General features: G+C 73.8%; 17 protein-coding genes and 1 tRNA gene. 14 read left to right on the plus strand and 4 right to left on the minus strand.

What is annotated here, in order from left to right:
- The first annotated feature begins 1 nt into the window (after position 1).
- The 7 genes from glp (at position 2) to IE260_RS15405 (ending at position 5,146) form a co-directional block, all read left to right on the plus strand.
- A complete protein-coding gene (gene glp, locus IE260_RS15375; protein ID WP_189872028.1) occupies positions 2-1,339 on the plus strand; it encodes a molybdotransferase-like divisome protein Glp in 1,338 nt (445 codons plus the stop codon).
- A gap of 86 nt (positions 1,340-1,425) precedes the next feature.
- A complete protein-coding gene (moaC, locus tag IE260_RS15380) occupies positions 1,426-1,929 on the plus strand; it encodes a cyclic pyranopterin monophosphate synthase MoaC (protein WP_188181535.1) in 504 nt (167 codons plus the stop codon).
- Positions 1,926-2,465 (plus strand): MogA/MoaB family molybdenum cofactor biosynthesis protein, encoded by a 540-nt coding sequence (locus IE260_RS15385; protein WP_189872030.1) that lies wholly within the window; start codon positions 1,926-1,928, stop codon positions 2,463-2,465. Before moaC ends, IE260_RS15385 begins: the two co-directional genes overlap by 4 nt.
- Positions 2,466-2,491: 26 nt before the next feature.
- Positions 2,492-3,130: a GNAT family N-acetyltransferase gene (locus tag IE260_RS15390; RefSeq protein WP_189872153.1), complete on the plus strand. Its 639-nt coding sequence runs from the start codon at positions 2,492-2,494 to the stop codon at positions 3,128-3,130.
- Positions 3,131-3,299: 169 nt separating this feature from the next.
- Entirely contained in the window at positions 3,300-4,472 is a 1,173-nt protein-coding gene (gene sepX, locus IE260_RS15395; RefSeq protein WP_189872032.1) for a divisome protein SepX/GlpR, read from the plus strand.
- A 74-nt stretch (positions 4,473-4,546) separates the two neighbouring features.
- Positions 4,547-4,620: transfer RNA gene (locus IE260_RS15400), tRNA-Ala, on the plus strand.
- Between the two features lie 163 nt (positions 4,621-4,783).
- On the plus strand, positions 4,784-5,146 hold the full coding sequence (locus IE260_RS15405; protein ID WP_189872034.1) for a hypothetical protein: 363 nt from the start codon (positions 4,784-4,786) through the stop codon (positions 5,144-5,146).
- Between the two features lie 118 nt (positions 5,147-5,264).
- Here IE260_RS15405 and IE260_RS15410 read toward each other — a convergent pair whose 3' ends face one another.
- Both IE260_RS15410 and IE260_RS15415 read right to left on the minus strand, forming a co-directional pair.
- The gene (locus tag IE260_RS15410; RefSeq protein ID WP_189872036.1) at positions 5,265-7,685 is read right to left on the minus strand and encodes an FtsX-like permease family protein; all 2,421 of its coding nucleotides are present in this window, start codon (positions 7,683-7,685) and stop codon (positions 5,265-5,267) included.
- Positions 7,679-8,431 (minus strand): ABC transporter ATP-binding protein, encoded by a 753-nt coding sequence (locus IE260_RS15415; RefSeq protein WP_189872038.1) that lies wholly within the window; start codon positions 8,429-8,431, stop codon positions 7,679-7,681. The genes IE260_RS15410 and IE260_RS15415 overlap by 7 nt, the downstream gene beginning before the upstream one ends.
- Positions 8,432-8,598: 167 nt before the next feature.
- Between IE260_RS15415 and IE260_RS15420 the strand changes: the two genes are divergently transcribed.
- Positions 8,599-9,873 carry a sensor histidine kinase gene (locus IE260_RS15420; RefSeq protein WP_189872040.1) on the plus strand — a complete coding sequence of 425 codons (1,275 nt, stop codon included), beginning with the start codon at positions 8,599-8,601 and terminating at the stop codon, positions 9,871-9,873.
- Positions 9,837-10,505 (plus strand): response regulator, encoded by a 669-nt coding sequence (locus IE260_RS15425; protein WP_189872042.1) that lies wholly within the window; start codon positions 9,837-9,839, stop codon positions 10,503-10,505. The genes IE260_RS15420 and IE260_RS15425 overlap by 37 nt, the downstream gene beginning before the upstream one ends.
- 1 nt (position 10,506) lies before the next feature.
- Here the strand turns inward: IE260_RS15425 and IE260_RS15430 are convergent, their stop codons facing one another.
- Positions 10,507-10,983, minus strand: a complete 477-nt coding sequence (locus tag IE260_RS15430; protein WP_189872044.1) for a GNAT family N-acetyltransferase — start codon at positions 10,981-10,983, stop codon at positions 10,507-10,509.
- A gap of 66 nt (positions 10,984-11,049) precedes the next feature.
- On the opposite strand from IE260_RS15430, the gene IE260_RS15435 reads away from it, so the two are divergent.
- On the plus strand, positions 11,050-11,853 hold the full coding sequence (locus IE260_RS15435; RefSeq protein ID WP_189872046.1) for an exodeoxyribonuclease III: 804 nt from the start codon (positions 11,050-11,052) through the stop codon (positions 11,851-11,853).
- Here the strand turns inward: IE260_RS15435 and IE260_RS15440 are convergent.
- Positions 11,850-12,491, minus strand: a complete 642-nt coding sequence (locus IE260_RS15440; protein WP_189872155.1) for a MerR family transcriptional regulator — start codon at positions 12,489-12,491, stop codon at positions 11,850-11,852. The two genes, IE260_RS15435 and IE260_RS15440, sit on opposite strands and share 4 nt — an antisense overlap.
- Positions 12,492-12,679: 188 nt before the next feature.
- Between IE260_RS15440 and IE260_RS15445 the strand changes: the two genes are divergently transcribed.
- From IE260_RS15445 to IE260_RS15460, 4 genes are all read left to right on the plus strand, one after another.
- A complete protein-coding gene (locus IE260_RS15445; RefSeq protein WP_189872048.1) occupies positions 12,680-14,221 on the plus strand; it encodes a flavin-containing monooxygenase in 1,542 nt (513 codons plus the stop codon).
- Complete coding sequence (locus IE260_RS15450) at positions 14,218-15,144, plus strand: alpha/beta fold hydrolase (RefSeq protein ID WP_189872050.1); 927 nt, start codon at positions 14,218-14,220, stop codon at positions 15,142-15,144. The genes IE260_RS15445 and IE260_RS15450 overlap by 4 nt, the downstream gene beginning before the upstream one ends.
- Positions 15,141-16,025, plus strand: coding sequence for an SDR family oxidoreductase (locus tag IE260_RS15455; protein ID WP_189872052.1), 885 nt, complete (start codon positions 15,141-15,143; stop codon positions 16,023-16,025). Before IE260_RS15450 ends, IE260_RS15455 begins: the two co-directional genes overlap by 4 nt.
- Before the next feature lie 96 nt (positions 16,026-16,121).
- Positions 16,122-16,298, plus strand: coding sequence for a hypothetical protein (locus tag IE260_RS15460; RefSeq protein ID WP_189872054.1), 177 nt, complete (start codon positions 16,122-16,124; stop codon positions 16,296-16,298).
- Positions 16,299-16,548 lie beyond the last annotated feature (250 nt).

The raw sequence follows: 16,548 nt of genomic DNA on the forward strand, positions 1-16,548 counted from the left end.
GTTGAGCAGCGCCGCGACCCGCGCCACCGGCCACGACCACTCCGGCCAGGACCACCTGTGGTCGGTGCAGGAGCATCTGGAGGACATCCTCGACACCGTCCGCCCCCTCGAACCCATCGAGCTGAACCTGCTCGACGCCCAGGGCTGTGTCCTGGTCGACGACATCACGGTGCCGGTCTCCCTGCCGCCGTTCGACAACAGCTCCATGGACGGGTACGCGGTGCGGGTCGCCGATGTCGCGGGCGCGAGCGAGGAGTTCCCCGCCGTCCTGGAGGTCGTCGGGGACGTCGCCGCCGGTCAGGCCGACCCGCCCGCCGTGGGCCCCGGCGAGGCCGCCCGCATCATGACCGGCGCCCCGCTGCCGCCCGGCGCCGAGACCGTCGTACCCGTCGAGTGGACCGACGGCGGCCTCGGCGAAGGTCCGGTCGCCGGAATGCGGGCCCGCAGCCTGGCCCCCGAGGGCGCCGAGGGCCAGGTGCACGTGTACCGGCCGGCCGAGGCACGCGCGCACGTGCGCGCGCAGGGCAGCGACGTCAAGGCCGGCGACCCCGCCCTGAAGGCCGGCACGGTCCTCGGCCCGCCGCAGATCGCCCTGCTGGCCGCGATCGGACGCGGCCGGGTCCGCGTGCGCCCGCGCCCGCGCGTGGTCGTGCTGTCCACCGGCAGCGAACTCGTCCAGCCCGACGAGCAGCTGGGTCACGGTCAGATCTACGACTCCAACAGCTTCGCCCTGACCGCGGCCGCCCGCGACGCCGGTGCCATCGCCTACCGCGTGGGCGCCGTCGCCGACGACGCCGAGACCCTGCGGTCCACCATCGAGGACCAGCTCGTCCGCGCCGACCTCATGGTCACCACCGGCGGGGTGAGCGTCGGGGCGTACGACGTGGTCAAGGAGGCGCTGGCGCACGTCGCCGACGAGGACGAGCCCGGCAGCGGTGTGGAGTTCCGCAAGCTGGCCATGCAGCCCGGCAAGCCCCAGGGCTTCGGCTCCGTCGGCCCCGACCACACGCCGCTGCTGGCCCTGCCCGGCAACCCGGTGTCGTCGTACGTCTCCTTCGAGCTGTTCGTCCGTCCCGCGATCCGCACCCTCATGGGCCTGAAGGACGTCCACCGGCCCACGGCCACCGCCACGCTGGCCGCGGACGAGGCGCTGACCTCGCCGAAGGGACGCCGCCAGTTCCTGCGCGGCACCTACGCCGACGGCACGGTCACCCCGGTCGGCGGTGCCGGATCCCACCTGGTGGCGGCCCTGGCGCACGCCGACGCGCTGATCGTCGTCCCCGAGGACGTCGAGTCCGTCGAGCCCGGCACCGAGGTCGAGGTGGTCCTGCTCGGCTGACCCCGCCCGGTTGGCGGTACCGTGTCGCGCACAGCAGGCCCGCGCGCCGCACCGCGCCGGGCCCGGACCGGGAGCGCCACACGAGCATGAGCACGCAGGACCGACCCACCGAGGACACGCAGGACCGACTGACGCACATCGACGAGGCGGGCGCCGCCCGCATGGTCGACGTGTCCGGCAAGGACGTGACCGCGCGCACCGCGCGCGCGAGCGGTCGCGTCCTCGTCGCGCCCCGCGTGATCGAGCTGCTGCGCGGCGAGGGCGTCCCCAAGGGAGACGCCCTGGCCACCGCGCGGATCGCGGGCATCATGGGCGCCAAACGCACCCCCGACCTGATCCCGCTGTGCCACCCGTTGTCGGTCTCCGGTGTGAAACTGGAACTGTCGGTCGCGGACGACGCCGTGGAGATCACCGCCACGGTGAAGACGACGGATCGTACGGGCGTCGAGATGGAGGCCCTCACGGCGGTCTCCGTCGCCGCGCTCACCGTGGTCGACATGGTGAAGGCGGTCGACAAGGGAGCGGTCATCACGGACGTGCGAGTGGAGGAGAAGACGGGCGGCAAGTCGGGCGACTGGAGCCGGGCATGACAGGGGACACGTCGCTCGGGGGCGCCCTCACCGCGCCGTACGCCGCTCTCGTGATCACCGCCTCCAACCGGGCCGCCGCAGGGATCTACGAGGACAAGGGCGGCCCGCTGATCGCCGAGGGCCTGCGCCGCTTCGGCTTCGCCGTCGACGGCCCCCAGGTCGTCCCCGACGGCGAACCCGTCCAGGCCGCCCTCCGCGCCGGCGTGGAGGCCGGGTACGACGTGATCGTCACCACCGGAGGCACCGGCATCTCGCCCACCGACCGCACCCCCGAGGCGACCCGGGCGGTGATCGACCAGGAGGTCCCGGGCATCGCGGAGGCCATCCGGGCGTACGGCCGGGACAAGGTGCCGACCGCGGTGCTCTCCCGGGGCCTGGCCGGAGTGGCGAAGGGCACGCTGATCGTCAACCTGCCGGGTTCCACCGGCGGGGTCAAGGACGGGCTGGCCGTGCTGGAGCCCCTGCTCGTCCACGCCGTCGACCAGACCCGCGGCGGTGACCATCCCAGACCGGGCAGTACTGGGGGTGCGAGCTGAACAGCCCATCCTGGCCCGTCGTGCTGATGGACGACGACATCGTCCTGAGGCCGATAAAGCTGCGCGACCAGCGGGCCTGGCGCGAGGTCAACCGGCGCAACCGCGACTGGCTGCGCCCGTGGGAGGCGACGATTCCACCGCCCGCGCCCGGCGGGCCGCTCGCGCACCGGCCGACCTACCGCCAGATGGTCCGGCACCTCCGGTCCGAGGCGAACGCGGGCCGGATGCTGCCGTTCGTCATCGAGTACCAGGGGCGCCTGGTCGGGCAGTTGACGGTCGCCGGGATCACCTGGGGCTCCATGTGCTCCGGGCACGTCGGCTACTGGGTGGACGAGGCGGTGGCCGGCCGCGGTGTGATGCCGACGGCCGTGGCACTCGTCGTCGACCACTGTTTCCGCACCGTCGGACTGCACCGCGTCGAGGTCTGCATTCGCCCCGAGAACGGGCCGAGCCGGCGGGTCGTGGAGAAACTCGGATTCCGCGAGGAGGGGCTCAGGCCGCGTTATCTTCACATCGACGGAGCCTGGCGCGACCATCTGGTGTTCGCCCTCACCGCCGAAGAGGCCCCCGAGGGGCTGCTGCGGCGCTGGCACCGGTCACGCGCTCGCGGCGCATCGCACGGCACCTCGGAGAATCCGGCCCGCCCCAGCACCGGAATTGAATAAACGTTCGAAATTGATCGGATGATGACCGTCCGAAGGTGGGAAAATTGGTGGCACTGACGGTCGGCTGATCGCATCCGTCGCAAAAAAAGTTCGAAATATCAGCCAGATCGTGCGACACACCGGCCCAATTGGCGGATGGCCTCACGCAAACCCCTCTACCGTGTGAGGCGTGAGCAGCAGCGGCCTCATCTACGCAGTCATCGTCGGGGCCTGGGCCGCCTACTTGGTGCCGATGTGGCTCCGTAGGCAGGACGAGCTGAACGAAGCCCGTCCGACGGAACGCTTCAGCACCGCCATCCGGCTGCTGTCCGGACGGGCGGGGATGGAGCGCCGGTACGCCAAGGACCTGCGGTCGCGCCCCGCCGACGAGGCGGAGCACGACGAGGACGACCCGGATGCCGCCACCGAATCGGTGGACGTCCGGGCCTTCGCCGTGTCCAGAACCCGCCGGCACACCCAGCCCGTCGTGCCCCCGCCCGGCGTGGAGCAGCCCGGTGACGCACCGGCCGGCCGCCGGGTACCGGCAGCGCGCCAGGCACCCGCGTCCCCGGCATCCCCCGCATCACCGGCCGCCGCGGCCCGTGCCCGGCGCACGAAGGTGCTCGCACGGCGCCGCAGGACCACCGTCGTGCTCTTCCTCGCCTTCACCCTCGGCTCGGTCGTCGCGGCCGTCGGGGGGCTGGCGTTCCTGTGGGCCCCCGGCGTGCCCGCGGTGCTGCTCAGCGCGTACATCGCCTATCTGCGTTCCCAGGAGCGCCGCCGGTTCGCCTTCCAGATGGACCGGCGCCGGGCCGAGGTCGCGGCGCAGCGGCTGCGCGAGCGCGACCGCCAGCCGCGTCGGCGTGTGTCCGCCGAGGCGGTCGGCGACCCCGACGCCGAGGAGCCGGAGGAGGGGCCCGAGACCGAGGCCGACCCCGGCCTGTCCGCGCTCGCCGCGGACCGGCGGGCCCTGGTGGAGCAGACCGATCACGCCGAGTGGGTCGACCAGCAGCGCGAACGGCAGCAACGCCCCGGGCAGGGCGAGAGCTGGGACCCCGTCCCGGTGCCCCTGCCCACCTACGTGACCGCGCCCGTCGCGCCCCGCGCCACCGCCGACGTGGACCTCGCGGCACCGGACGCGTGGAGCTCGGCCCGGTCCGGCCCGGTCGTGCCGGACCGGCAGGACGCGGCGGCCGTCGCCGAGCCGGACCGCCCGGCCCCCCGCGCCGAGGACCGGCCGGAGAGCCCCGGCCGCAGCGACGCCCGCCGCGCCGCGTCCGCCCGCCGGGCACGGGAGCGGGGCCGCACGCCGCTGTTCGACCAGTACGAGGACGGCGACCGTCCCCGCGCGGCCAACGAGTAGGCCGCCCCGCGGCCGGGCCCCGGAAGGGATTTTTGAGCAGGCCGATCGGGATGCTAAAGTTTCACTCGTTGCAAGGGCCTGTGGCGCAGTCCGGTAGCGCACCTCGTTCGCATCGAGGGGGCCAGGGGTTCAAATCCCCTCAGGTCCACGCAGCTCAAAGCCCCGGTAGGGAACTCCCGACCGGGGCTTTGACGTGTTGTACGGCAGCGAGGTTCATGCCCTGCAGCATTGGCGTCGGTCAGCGGGTGCCGTATGTTCCGGACCCTGCTGGGATCCCTCGGCGGAACGTTCCTCGCTGGAGAAGTCAGAGTATGGACACGGCCGCGCCGCGTGGCCCCGGCGGATGCTCGTTCCTTGCTGGCGCGGTGGCCGCGGCCGTCCTCACCACCGTGTGGTGGGGGCTCACCGCGTTGCTCTCCGAGAACTTCGGGAACGACTGTCTCTTCTACTTCGGCGTCCACGGATCGCGGGCTGAGCACTGTTACCTGGTCAACGACCGGGCCGAGGCATGGCTCCCCCGGCTGGTGTCCGTGGCGTGGGTCAGTGCGGTGCTGGTTGTCTGCCTGCCGCGCAGGTTTCTACCGGGGCGGCGCGTGGCCGCCGGCGTCACCGTCGCCTGCCTGATCGTCGCCGTGGTGCTCGGAGGCCACGCCCTGGCCGTCTCCAGCCCATGAGAGGCCCGTCAGATCCCGTCCAGTCCAAGCGGCATGGAGCCCTGCCAGGGAAGGCCGGCAGGGGCTCGGGCTTCGCGGCCGCCCAACCGGCGTGGCCCAGAGCCCCCGTGCGGCCCGCTCAGGTGCGCTGCCGCAGCGCCGCCCCGGCCGGGACGGCCGCCGCGACGACGGCGACGACCGCGCACGCACCGGCCGCGGCCCCCATGGCCGGCCACGGCAGGACCAGCCGGGCCGGAGCCGACAGCAGGGACAGGGCGCCCCGCATCCCGAGCAGGTTCACCGCCGCCACCGCGACCCCGAGCAGCGCGCCCACCGCGACCACGGTCAGCGCCTCCGCCGCCACCAGCCGCAGCACCTGGCCACGGGTGGCGCCCGCCAGACGCAGCGCCGCCAACTCCCGGCGCCGGCCGGACGTCGCCATGACCAGGGTTCCCGCGAGGGCGATGCCCGCGTAGAGCAGCGCGATGCCCACGACCACCAGGAAGCCGGCCCGTGTCGTGCCGTCGGCGCGGGGTGCCGTGGCGCTCAGCCACGCCTCCCGGGTGAGCACCCGCCCGCCCGAGGACTCCACCGCCTCCCGCAGCCCCGCCGCCACGGCGCGCCGGTCCGCGCCCTCGGCGACCGTGACCTCCACCCGGTCGACCTTGGCGCCGGGTGCGTTGGCGAACGTGACGTAGGCGCCGTTGTCGCCGGTGCCCACCGGCATCACCGCGGCGATCCGCAGCGACCGGCGGGTGCCGTCGCCGAGCCGGACGGTGACGCGCTGCCCGACCGTGCGCCGCTCCCACTCCTCGTCGACGACGATCGAGCCGTCGTCGAGGTCGGTGATCCGGCCGGCCGTCAACGGCACCCGTGCCGTGGCCGCGAGGGCCCGGGGGTCGACCGCGCGGGCCTCGGACCTGATCAGGGCCACGCCCTCCTCCAGGACGTACACGGCGCTCGGCGCGGTGGGCGAGACCACGGCCTGGGGGACCGCCCGCAGTCGTTCCACCGCCGCCCGGTCCAGGCCGCCGGCCGCGGTCACCACGAAGTCGGCCGCCGTCCGCTGCCGGTCCTCGGCCGCGCGCGCCTCGTCCAGCGTCGCCGTCGCCCCGAGCAGTGAACCGGTCAGCGCCACCGTCACCAGCACCGGCGCCGCCACGGCCGCCGTGCGGCGGACGGACGCGGCCGCGTTCTCCCGCACCAGCATCCCGCCCGCGCCGGGCAGCCGGGACGGCAGCCAGGCCACCAGCCGGGTCAGCGGGCGCACCACGAGCGGGGACAGCAGCGCCACCGCCGTGATCAGCAGCATCGGGCGGCTGACGTACGTCTTGCGGTGCAGCAGGTCCGACGGGTCGGTCAGCAGGGCCACGGCCAGGGTCGCCGCGGCCGTGACCAGCAGCGCCGCCCCGCACAGCAGGCGGCCCCGGGTCAGGGTGCCGGCGTCCACCGACGCCTCGCGCAGCGCCTGTGCGGGGCCGGTCCGTCCGGCCCGCCAGGACGCCGCGACCACCCCGCACAGGGCGATCAGCAGACCCGTCCAGAAGGCCAGGTGGTACGGCCAGACCTGGTCGCCGATCGTGAACCAGTGCGGCGCCAGCCCCTCGCCGACCACCCACGCGGCCAGGTGCGGGGCGGCGTACCCGCCCAGCGCGCAGCCCGCCGCCGAGGCGAGCACGCCGACCAGCAGCGCCTCGGCGCACACCAGCCGGCGGACCTGGCCCGGCGTCGCGCCCGCCGTGCGCAGCAGCCCGAACTCCCGGCGCCGCTGGGCCACCGTGAAGGCGAACGTCGACGCCACCACGAACACCGACACGAACCCGGCCACCCCGCCCGCCGTGCCGAACAGGGCGGTCAGCGCCGTCACCGCCTCCTCGTCCCGGTCCGGGCGGGCGTCCGCGAGCCGCCGTGCCGTACCCGTCAGCACCTGGGCGCGCTCGCCCACCGTCCGCCGTACCTCGGCCGGATCGGCGTCCACCACCAGCTGCCTGCTGACCGGCGCGAGGCGTGCGGCGCGGGCGTCGGTGTAGAAGACGGCGTCCTCGAAGCCCCGGTCGTCCACCGCCCCGACCACGCGGACCGTGCCGTGACCGGTGCGCAGCCGCTCGCCGACGGCCGCCCAGCCGCCGGTGGTCACCACCTCGTCGGCGGCCCTCGGCGCACGGCCCGCGCTCAGCTCGTACGGGGCGAAGGCCGCCGTCGACCACGGGTGGCCCACCAGTCCGCCGGGTCCGCCCTCGGCACGTACCGGGAAGGAGCGGTCCTCGGTGACCGGGCCGAGGGTGCGCAGGGCTGCCACCGTCCGCTCCGGCACCGGGCGGGGATGCGCCAGCTTCTCCGTCTTCACGCCGATCGCGGTGGGCACGCGCAGGGTGTCCTGCCCCCGCACCACCACCGGCGCCGCCGCGAACCGTTCCGGCGCGCGTTCGGGGGCGTTCTGCGCGGAGGCCAGGGCCAGGCCCATCACGGCGAGCAGCCCGGTGCCGAGCGCGAGGGCGACGAAGCTGCCCGCGAAGGTGATCCAGCGGGCGCGCAGGGTGCGCAGCGCGATGCTCAGCACGGCACGGCCTCCGCCCCGCTCGTCTCCAGGCCGGCCGTCCGGGCCGCGATCTCCCCCGCCGAGGCACCCGCCAGTTCCCCGTGCACCCGGCCGTCGACCAGGAACACGACGCGGTCGGCGTACGAGGCGGCCACCGGGTCGTGGGTCACCATGACGACCGTGCGGCCCTCGGCGTCGACCATGCCCCGCAGCAGCGCCAGCACCTCGCGGCCGGTCACCGAGTCGAGGGCGCCGGTCGGCTCGTCGCCGAACAGCACCTCGGGCCGGGTGATCAGGGCCCGGGCCAGCGCGACCCGTTGCTGCTGGCCGCCGGACAGCTCCGAGGGCCGGTGCCCGGCCCGCTCCGCGAGCCCCACCCGCCGCAGCGCCTCCCGCACCTCGGCCCGGCGCGGGCGCCGGCCGGCCAGGCGCAGCGGCAGTGCGACGTTCTGAGCGGCCGTCAGGGACGGCAGCAGGTTGAACGCCTGGAACACGAACCCGATCCTCTTCCGGCGCAGCAGCGTCAGCCGCCGTTCGCTCAGCGCCGTCAGCTCCGTCTCCCCGAGCCGCACCGACCCCGACGTGGGGCGGTCCAGGCCCGCCGCGCACTGCAGCAGCGTGGACTTGCCCGAGCCGGACGGGCCCATGACGGCCGTGAACGTCCCGGCGCCGAAGGCGAGCGAGACCCCCTCCAGCGCGCTCACCGAGCCATCGGCCGTCCCGTACCGCCTGCTCACGGAACGCAGTTCGATCGCGTCGGGTCTCATGTCTGCCTCTGCCTCCACTCGTCCGGTGCCGATGGCTCAACGAAACCCCGGGAGGGCGGTCCGGATCAGTGCGGCAGGGGCGAGAGTCGGGGTAGGGCCAGGCATACCCCCGAAGCTCCGTCTGCGCCGATGGTGACGGTCCGCAGGCCGCCCGTACGGTGATCCCCATGACGGTGTGGCGGGCGCTCGCGGGGCGCGGATACCTGGGATCGGCGTGGCCCTGGCGTGCGGTCGCGTACCTGGCGAGCGGGGCGCTCTTCGGGGCGGTCGTCCTGGTGGTGATCGTCAGCGGGGCCGTGGCCGGGGGCGTCCTCGCCGTCGTCCTCGTCGGGCTGCCGCTGCTGGTGCTGACCGCGCTGGCCGGGATACCGGTGGCCGCCGTGGAGCGCCGCCGGCTGCGGCTGGCGGGGGCCGGCCCGATGCCGCCCGGGCAGCACCGGGTGCCCGACCGGCCGGGCCTCGCGGCGTGGCTGGTGGTGCGCCTCGGGGAGGCGGCCACCTGGCGGGAGTTGGCGTACGCGGTGCTGCTCGGCGTGGTGCTGTGGCCGCTCGACGCGGCGGCCGTCGCCGGCGGCGCGGTCCTTCCGCTGTCCATGGTCGCCGCGCCCGCGCTGGTCGCCGTCGACGGTGAGGCGAAGGTGGCCAAGCTGTGGCTCGTGGACAGTTGGCCGGGCGCCTTCGCGGTCGCCGGGCTCGGGCTGGTGCTGCTGGCCGCCGGGGCCTACGCCCTCGGCGCGGTCGCCGGGGCGCGGGCGGAGCTGGCGCGGGCGCTGCTGGCCGGGAAGGACAGCGACCGGGTCACCGAACTCGTCCGTTCCCGGGTGCGGTTGGTGGACGCCTTCGAGGCGGAGCGGCGGCGCATCGAGCGGGACCTGCACGACGGGGCCCAGCAGCGTGTCGTCGCCCTCACCATGACGCTCGGCCTGGCCCGCCTGGACGCCCCGCCCGGGCGGCTCGCCGACCAGCTCGCCACGGCCCACCGGGAGGCCGAGCGGGCCCTCGCGGAGCTGCGCGAACTCATCCACGGCATCCATCCCAAGGTCCTGACCGACTACGGCCTCGAAGCGGCCGTCGCGGACGCCGCCGACCGCAGCCCCGTTCCGGTGGACGTGGACCTGGAGCTGCCCGAACGGCTGCCGCGGCCCGTGGAGAGCGCCGCGTACTTCGTGGTCTGCGAGGCCCTCGCCAACGTGGCCAGGCACAGCGGGGCGGGCCGCGCCGAGGTGAGCGGCGGGTACGGGGACGGGCGGCTGGTGCTGCGCGTCCGCGACGACGGGCGCGGTGGCGCCGACGCGCGGGGCGGCACCGGTCTGACCGGACTCGCGGACCGGGTGTCGGTGCTCGATGGCAGACTCTCCCTGTCCAGCCCGCCGGGCGGACCGACCCTGCTGCGTGTGGAGATCCCTTGCCGGCCCTCGCCCATGGAAGACCCCTGCGGATAGTCCTCGCCGAGGACAGCGTGCTGCTGCGCGAGGGCCTGATCGGACTGCTCACCCGCTTCGGGCACGAGGTCGTCGCGGCCGTCGGTGACGCCGACGCCCTGCTCGCCGCGGTCGCCGAGCACGGTCCCGACGCCGTGGTCACCGACGTACGGATGCCGCCGGCGCTGCAGGACGAGGGGCTGCGTGCGGCCGTGCGGCTGCGGGCGGAGCGGCCCGGGCTGCCGGTGCTGGTGCTCAGCCAGTACGTGCAGCGGGCCTACGCCGCCGAGCTGCTCGACTCCGGTGACGGCACCGGCGTCGGCTACCTGCTCAAGGACCGCGTCGGCCAGGTCGAGGAGTTCGTCTCCGCGCTCGCCGAGGTCGCGGCCGGAGGCACGGTCGTCGATCCCGAGGTGGTGCGGCAACTGCTGCGCCGGCGCCGGGACCCGCTGGCCCGGCTCACCCCGCGCGAACGGGAGGTGCTGGCGCTGGTGGCGGAGGGGAAGTCGAACGGCGCCATCGCCCGGACCCTGGTGGTGACGGAGGCGGCCGTCGGCAAGCACATCGGCTCTATCCTCACCAAGCTGGACCTGCCCCCGGCCGACGACACCCACCGCCGGGTCCTGGCGGTCCTGGCGTTCCTGCGGGCGTGACCTACAGCGCCTTCGCGTAGCAGAGGCTGTCGTCGTGGAAGCGGTAGTAGCCGAACTTCTCGCACGGCTTGTAGCCGCTGGAGACGTACAGGGCCACGGCCTCCGGCTGCTTGGTGCCGGTCTCCAGGACCATGCGCAGGCGGCCCGCGGCGCGGGCGTCCTCCTCCAGGGCGGCCAGGATGCGACGGGCCAGCCCCCGGCCGCGCATCTGCTCGATGACGAACATCCGCTTCAGCTCGGCGTCCCCGTCCCGGTAGTTCTCGTCGTTCGCCTCCTGGGTCCGCCAGCCGCCCGAGGCGACCGGGACGCCGGCCTCGTCGTAGGCGAGCAGGTAGAGCCCCATCGGCGGCGCGAAGTGCGACGGTTCCAGGTGCGTGGCGTCGCCGCCGTCGCCGTAGCGGACGTGGTACTCGGCCTGCACCTCGTCGTTCAGCTTCACGGCGTCGGGGTGGTCGAAGCGGACCCGGCGAATTTTCATGCTGCCTACCGTATATCAATGCATTCCAACACGAGACATGGTCCAGTGTGCCGGTATCGTGCCCTGATGCTCACCGTGACCTCCGTCAACGTAAACGGCCTGCGCGCCGCCACGAAGAAGGGCTTCGTGGAATGGCTCGCGGGCACCTCCGCCGACGTGCTGTGCCTGCAGGAGGTGCGCGCCGAGCCGCAGCAACTGCCCGAGCACGTCCGCACGCCCGACGGGTGGCACGTGACGCACGCCCCCGCCGTCGCCAAGGGCCGCGCCGGCGTCTCCCTCTACACCCGCCGCGAGCCCGACCGTGTGCGTATCGGCTTCGGTTCGTCCGAGTTCGACACCAGTGGGCGCTACGTCGAGGCCGACCTGCCGGGTGTGACGGTCGCCTCCCTCTACCTCCCCTCCGGCGAGGTCGGCACCGAGCGCCAGGACGAGAAGGTCCGCTTCATGGGCGAGTTCCTGGCCCACCTCAAGGATCTGCGCGAGCGCGCCGCCGCCGAGGGGCGCGAGGTGGTCGTCTGCGGCGACTGGAACATCGCCCACCAGAAGGCCGACCTGAAGAACTGGCGCGGCAACACCAGGAGTTCCGGCTTCCTGCCGGAGGAGCGGGAGTGGCTGAGCCGCGTCTTCGACCCGGCGGAGGGCGGGTACGTCGACGTGGTGCGGGCCCTGCACCCGGACGTGGAGGGGCCGTACTCGTGGTGGTCGTACCGGGGGCGGGCCTTCGACAACGATTCGGGGTGGAGGATCGACCTCCAGGCCGCGACCCCGGGCCTCGCGGCCAGGGCCGTCAAGGGGTTCGTGGAGCGTGCCGCCACGCACGCGGAGCGCTGGTCGGACCATGCGCCGGTGACGGTCGTCTACGACCGTTAGGAAGGGTGCCGGTCCCGCCCGGCGTCCTTGCGGGACCGGCGGTCCATGGCCAGGGACAGTTCCGCCTCGACCACGCTGCGGGCCAGCGGGCGCAGGCGTTGCAGGTCCTGTTCCCGGCCGTGGCGCAGGATCAGGTCGGCGAAGAGTTCGGCGAGCGCGTCGGCGTGTTCGCGGACGCGGGCGCCGGCCCGGAGGACCTCGCCGAGGGGGATGCCTTCGCGGACCAGGGCGGAGGAGACCTCCAGCAGGCGGTGGCTGATGTGCACGATCTCGTCGCCGTCGGTGCCGAGGTAGCCGAGGTCCATCGCGGCGGCGAGGTTCTCGGGGGTGACCTCGCCCTCGAAGCGGGCGGCGAGCTCCTCGGGGGTGAGACGGACCGGGATCTCCTCGGTGGGCTCGCCGAGGCCCAGCAGGTCGCCGACGTCGCGGCCGTGGTCGAAGGCGTCCGCGAGTTCCGCGATGCCGTTCAGGGTGTGGCCGCGTTCCAGCAGCGCCGAGATGGTGCGCAGGCGGGCCAGGTGGTGGTCGTCGTACCAGGCGATGCGGCCCTCGCGGCGGGGCGGGGGGATCAGTTTGCGTTCGCGGTAGAAGCGCAGGGTGCGCACGGTGATGCCGGCCAGCCGGGCCAGTTCCTCCATGCGGTACTCGCGGGGGCCGTCGTCACGTCCAGCGTCCGAAGCGTCTTCTGCCACTCCGGAAGCCTATGTCGTACCGTCGGTAACTTTCCTGGCGCCAACCCCTACCCATCAGTACGGAGCTGCTCTACTCTCCCCATTGCGCCAGTGTTCACTGGCGGAGTTCTAGGCGATGCGTGGAGGCTTCTTCGATGGCCGAGCACGAGCAGGTTCGAGAACACGTGCGGGTGGCGGTGGTCGGGTCCGGGTTCGGCGGGCTGGGAGCCGCCGTGCGGCTGCGCCGCGAGGGGATCACCGACTTCGTCGTCCTGGAACGGGCCGACAGCGTCGGCGGCACCTGGCGGGACAACAGCTACCCCGGCTGCGCCTGCGACGTGCCGTCCCACCTGTACTCGTTCTCCTTCGCGCCCAACCCCGACTGGCCGCGCACCTTCTCCGGGCAGCGGCACATCCGCGCCTACCTGGAGCACGTCGCCGACACCTTCGGGCTGCGCCCCCACATCCGCTTCGACTCGGAGGTGAAGCGGATGGCCTGGGACGCCGAGCGGCTGTGCTGGGACATCGAGACCGCGAGCGGAAACCTTTCCGCCGACGTCGTCGTCTCCGCCACCGGACCGCTGTCCGACCCGAAGGTCCCGGACATCCCGGGCCTCGACAGCTTCCCCGGCAAGGTCTTCCACTCCGCCCGCTGGGACCACGACTACGACCTCGCCGGCAAGCGGGTCGCCATGATCGGCACGGGCGCCTCCGCCATCCAGATCGTGCCGTCCATCCAGCCCCAGGTCTCGCGACTGACGTTGTTCCAGCGCACCCCGGCCTGGGTGATGCCCCGCATGGACCGCGCGATCAGCGGCGTGGAGCGCGCCCTGCACCGGGCCCTGCCGGTCACCACCCAGCTGCGCCGCGGACTGCTCTGGGGCATCCGGGAGCTGCAGGTCCAGGCCTTCACCAAGCACCCCGAGGAACTGGGCTTCGTCGAGCGGATCGCCAAGCGCAACATGGCCCGCGCCATCAAGGACCCGGCCCTGCGCGCCAAGCTGACCCCCGACTACCGCATCGGCTGCAAGCGGATCCTGCTGTCGAGCGAGTACTACCCGGCGCTCGCCCGGCCCAACGTCGACGTCGTCGCGAGCGGGCTCGGCGAGGTGCGCGGCTCGACCCTCGTCGCCGCCGACGGCAGCGAGGCCGAGGTCGACGCGATCATCTTCGGCACGGGCTTCCACGTCACCGACATGCCCATCGCCGAGCGGGTCGTCGGCGCGGACGGCCGCACCCTCGCCGAGAGCTGGAAGGGCGGCATGGAGGCCCTGCGCGGCGCCTCCGCGGCCGGCTTCCCCAACTGGATGACCATCATCGGGCCCAACACCGGCCTCGGGAACTCGTCCATGATCCTCATGATCGAGTCCCAGCTGAACTACATGGCCGACTACCTCCGCCAGCTGAACGTCCTCGGCGGCCGGGTCGCCCTCGACGCCCGCCCCGCCGCCGTCCAGGGCTGGAACCACCGGGTGCAGGAGCGCATGAAGCGCACGGTGTGGAACACCGGCGGCTGCACCAGCTGGTACCTGGACGCCAGCGGCCGCAACACCACCATCTGGCCCGGTACGACGGCGGAGTTCCGGCGCGCCACGCGGAACGTGAACCTGGCCGAGTACGAGGTGCTGCGGGCACCGGCCGACCGGAAGACCGTCGCCGGGGGCGCCGCCGGAGAGAACGCGGAGGCGGTCGCGTGAGCCGCCTCACGTCCGTCGCCTCCGGGCCGTACGCCCCGCCCGTGCCCGCCCGCGAACTCACCGCCGTCTCCGCCGACGGAGCCCGGCTGCACGTCGAGGTGCACGGCCCCGAGAACGCGCCCGCGGTCGTCCTCGCGCACGGCTGGGCCTGCTCGACCGCCTTCTGGGCGGCGCAGATCCGCGCGCTGGCCGCCGACCACCGGGTCATCGCCTACGACCAGCGCGGCCACGGCCGCAGTCCGGCGAGCCCGGCATGCAGCACCGAGGCCCTCGCCGACGACCTCGAAGCCGTACTGGAGGCCACTCTCGCCCCCGGTGAACAGGCCGTGATCGCCGGGCACTCCATGGGCGGCATGACGGTGATGGCCGCCGCCTCCCGGCCCGCGCTGCGCGCACACGCGGCGGCCGTCCTGCTGTGCAGCACGGGCAGTTCGCGGCTGGTGGCGTCCGCGACCGTGGTGCCGATCGGGGAGGGCCGGGCGCGGACCTGGCTGACCCGGCGGATCCTCGGCTCCCGTGCGCCGCTCGGGCCGGTCACACCCCTCGCGCTCAGGATCCTCAAGTACGGGACCATGGGCGCCGGTTCGGCCCCGCACATGGTCGAGGCGTGCGCCCGCATCGTGCACGCCTGCCCGCGCAGGGTGCGCCACGCCTGGTCGCAGGTGCTGGACCTGCTCGACCTGGACCACGGGGTACGGGAGTTGACGATGCCGGTGGAGGTGGTCGTCGGCACGGCCGACCGGCTGACCCCGCCCGTGCACGCCCGGACGCTGGCCGGCGCGCTGCCGCACTGCGTGGGCCTGACGGAGCTGCCCGGCCTCGGCCACATGACGCCGGTGGAGGCGCCGGAGACGGTCACCGGGAAGATACGCACACTCGCGAGCACCTACATACCCGCCGTACACGCCGAGGAGAGCGCATGAGCAGGGTGAGCCTGGAGGGACGGGTCGCCGTCGTCACCGGAGCGGCGCGCGGCGTCGGGGAGTTGCTGGCCCGCAAGCTCTCCGCACGAGGCGTGAAGGTGGCGCTGGTCGGCCTGGAGCCGGACGCGCTCAAGCAGGTCTCCGCACGGCTGCACAGCGAGAGCGAGCACTGGCACGCCGACGTCACCGACCACGAGGCCATGGCCCGGGTCGCGCAGGAGGTCGAGGAGCGGTTCGGCAAGATCGACATCGTCGTCGCCAACGCGGGCGTCGCCACCGGCGGGCCCTTCGTCGACTCCGACCCGGAGTCCTGGCGCCGGGTCATCGAGGTCAACCTCGTCGGGTCGGCGGTGACGGCCCGCGCCTTCCTGCCGGCGCTGATGCAGAGCCGCGGCTACCTGCTGCAGATCGCGTCGCTGGCCGCGATCACGCCGGCACCGATGATGACCGCCTACTGCGCCTCCAAGTCCGGCGTGGAGGCGTACGCGCACAGTCTGCGCGCCGAGGTCGGCCACCGGGGCGTGAAGGTCGGCGTCGGCTACCTGTCGTGGACCGACACCGACATGGTGCGCGGCGCCGACCAGGACGACGTCATGCGGGAGCTCAGGCAGCGGCTGCCGTGGCCGTCGAACAAGACCTATCCGCTGGGCCCGGCGGTAGACCGGCTCGTGGAGGGCATCGAGCGGCGGGCGGGCCACGTGTACGGGCAGTGGTGGCTGCGCGGCATGCAGGGCGTGCGCGGGTATCTGCCGGCCGTCATCGGGACCGTCGGGCAGCGCGAGATGCGCCGGTTCGCGGACCGGCTGAACGGCATGCGTACCGGCCTGGTCGGGGCGGGCGGAGCGGCCGACGAACAGCACAGGACTACGCACCGTCACTGATCGACATGCGCCCGGTCACCACCCGTGTGAATCTGATCGAGCCGGGTCAACTCACCGACCAGGCACCGATCTCACCCACCACGGGAGTGAACCCACATGGGTATCAAGGACCAGTTCCAGGACAAGGCCGAGCGCATGCAGCAGCAGGGCAAGCAGCGGGCGGAGCAGGCCAAGGACCAGATCCAGAACCGCAACCGCCGCCGCGACGACGACGAGATGGACCCCGCGCGTCGTGAGCGGGAGGACCGCATGAGCGAGGACTACGACGCCTGACGCGGCCGCTGCTGATCGGAAGGGGCGCCCCCGGAGACGAGGGCGCCCCTTTCGCGTGCCCGCGTGCGGGGGCCGGCCTTCGCGGGGAATCGCCTTCGTGGGGATGCACCTTCGTGGGCACGTGCCTTCGTGGGGACGTGTTTTCGTGGGGAAAAGGCGCGTCCTCGTGGGAAGCGTGCCCTCGCCGGGAGGCGCCCTAGCGGGACACGTGACGAGCCGGCCGTGCGGGTGCGCCCAAGTCGGCAGGTCC

It is taken from the genome of Streptomyces viridiviolaceus (assembly GCF_014650995.1).
Lineage (GTDB): Bacteria > Actinomycetota > Actinomycetes > Streptomycetales > Streptomycetaceae > Streptomyces > Streptomyces viridiviolaceus.